This is a genomic window from Novosphingobium sp. FSW06-99 (genome assembly GCF_001519065.1).
In the GTDB taxonomy this organism is placed as follows: domain Bacteria; phylum Pseudomonadota; class Alphaproteobacteria; order Sphingomonadales; family Sphingomonadaceae; genus Novosphingobium.
The window spans coordinates 1-2,077 of the sequence record NZ_KQ954276.1; the positions used below are offsets into that span (position 1 = coordinate 1).

Here is a 2,077-nt window from a genome sequence, read left to right on the forward strand (position 1 = left end):
ATGTGACGATAGAGCCAAAATTATATGTTACGTATGAGTTGAAACATACAAATATAGAAAAAGTCATTTTCGACTTTCGGTCTGCCATCGATCAAAATAATCTGACTTATAATCATTTATCATCTTATTTGCGGCAGATTTTGAAAATAAGTAGTTTCCACCGCCACCCAAAAATGCTCCGACAAACGGAACCAACTTCGCGGCCTGTTCTTTTGTGATCTTAGGCCCAAGAAGTTTAACTACCTCCATGATCAAGCGAATGGTAACATTTGATGATGGGCCTCGCTTGGCCGTATTCTCCGCAGCCGCCTTGATAACTTGCGCGCGAATTGATGCTTGCGCGGCGGCTTCAAAGCCGAGAGCTTTCAAGTAAATCATCTGTGATTTTTCTTGATGAATCATATTATTGGGATCGAATCCATTTAGGACCGAAAGTCTTTGATTTAATCTATATAACTGCGCCGCCATATTCGCAATATCAACACCAGCCAAGGCAGTCGAGGTGAATACTCCGCCAATCCCTGTCGAAAAACCACTGGCTACACAGTAAAACTGTGCGATATTCGCGTATTTTATCATAAGTTTTTCTATAAAAACATGATTATGCGCTTGATTTGCAAAATCCTCTATCGTGTTTACTTTCAGTCCGTATGACCTAGCGTCACTGAATACATGTTCAATATTTATGTCTATAATGACATTTTTTATCCTTGAAATCGCGCCGCTATAATCAACCATGACAACTCCAAAAGTTTTGTCGCTATATGAATTACGTCGCGAACAGCTTTTTTGCAGAAATATCAGTGAATTTTAGCGCGTCAACAGCGCCTTTGAGCGCTTGAACTTGATGGCCGAAGCCATAATTCTCGGAAGCACCTCCTCGCCCGCCTGTGCCGGCGGTCCACCCGCCGAGGGCCATCGCAATGTCATGATCGATACGTGCCGCCCGCAGTTCGTCGCGAAAATTGTGTCGGAAGGAATGGTAGCAGGTGCGCTCCCGATAGGCCCCACACGCCCGCAGGAACTGCGTGAACCATTTTGAAAAGGCCACTGCGCGAATGCCTTTGGTGCCGGGATCGATTTCCTCGAACAGCTTGGTCTTACCGGCGCGGCGCTGCTCATCAACATATTGAAGTAGACCACCTTCAAGCAGGTTTTGATGAAGTGGGATGATCCGCTGACTCGCGCCTGTCTTGAGGATTTTGTCGATGCTGCCGATTTTTGACGCCTCGCTCACCACGATGCACTGGATTCCTTCGATCGGGCAAATATCGGTTGTATCCAACTGGCAAATTTCGTTGAGCCGCATGCCTGTGTGCAGGCCAATCAACGGCACCCAAAATCGGGCATTGCGGGGACGTTCCATACCGGGTGTGGCGTAACCCCGCTCGCCATCGACGCAACCCCGATACAGCGGCGCGTTGAAGATCGTCCGCAACTGCTCTGGTGAAAATGGGAAACGTTTGTCCTTCTTGGCAGTCTCATCATGCAGCCGAAGGCCGCGTGCTGGATTTCGAACGAGAAGCTCCTCATTGACGGCCCAGTTCAAGAAGCTCGACAGGTTGCCGAGATACACGTTCACGTTGGCAGCGCTGATCACCTCGTGCTCACCAGCTTCTCGGGCTCGATCTGATGCCTGCCGAGGAGTCAGCTTTGGAAAGCGCTTGGTGGCGTTGCGAGGCAGGGAGCGCAGCACTTCGATGTAATCGCGGCAATGAGCCCTTGAGAGCGTCATGACGGGTGTTTCGGCGCCGATCACCGCAACCGCCATCCTGCGGCTTGTTTCGAATGCCTCGCGTGTCCTCGCCGACCACGAGTGAGTGGGGTCGGTCAGGTATTGCTCGTATGCTTCACTCAGCGTCATAGTCGCGCTGACCGGATGGTTTGCTGACGATTGGTCGAGCGTGGGGTCCGCTTGCCTTGCTGGGCTGGTGGCTGATTTGGATCGCAGGCCGGGATCGTCCCGAAGCGGTCTAAGCAGCGTCTCATCAACAGTCAGGCCAGCATCAAAACGAGCGCGCTCAATGACGGCCTCGATCTCACCCGCGACACTCGGCATGCGGCGAACTGCTGCTTT

Annotated in this window: 2 protein-coding genes; both read right to left on the reverse strand. The window is 51.1% G+C overall.

The annotated features are described in order from the left end of the window. Positions 1-63: 63 nt before the first annotated feature. Positions 64-738 carry an EcsC family protein gene (locus AQZ49_RS22000; protein WP_082701990.1) on the reverse strand — a complete coding sequence of 225 codons (675 nt, stop codon included), beginning with the start codon at positions 736-738 and terminating at the stop codon, positions 64-66. 31 nt (positions 739-769) lie between these two features. Beyond that, positions 770-2,077 (reverse strand): site-specific integrase (locus tag AQZ49_RS22005; protein WP_231739368.1); only part of this gene is annotated, 1,308 nt, incomplete at its 5' end.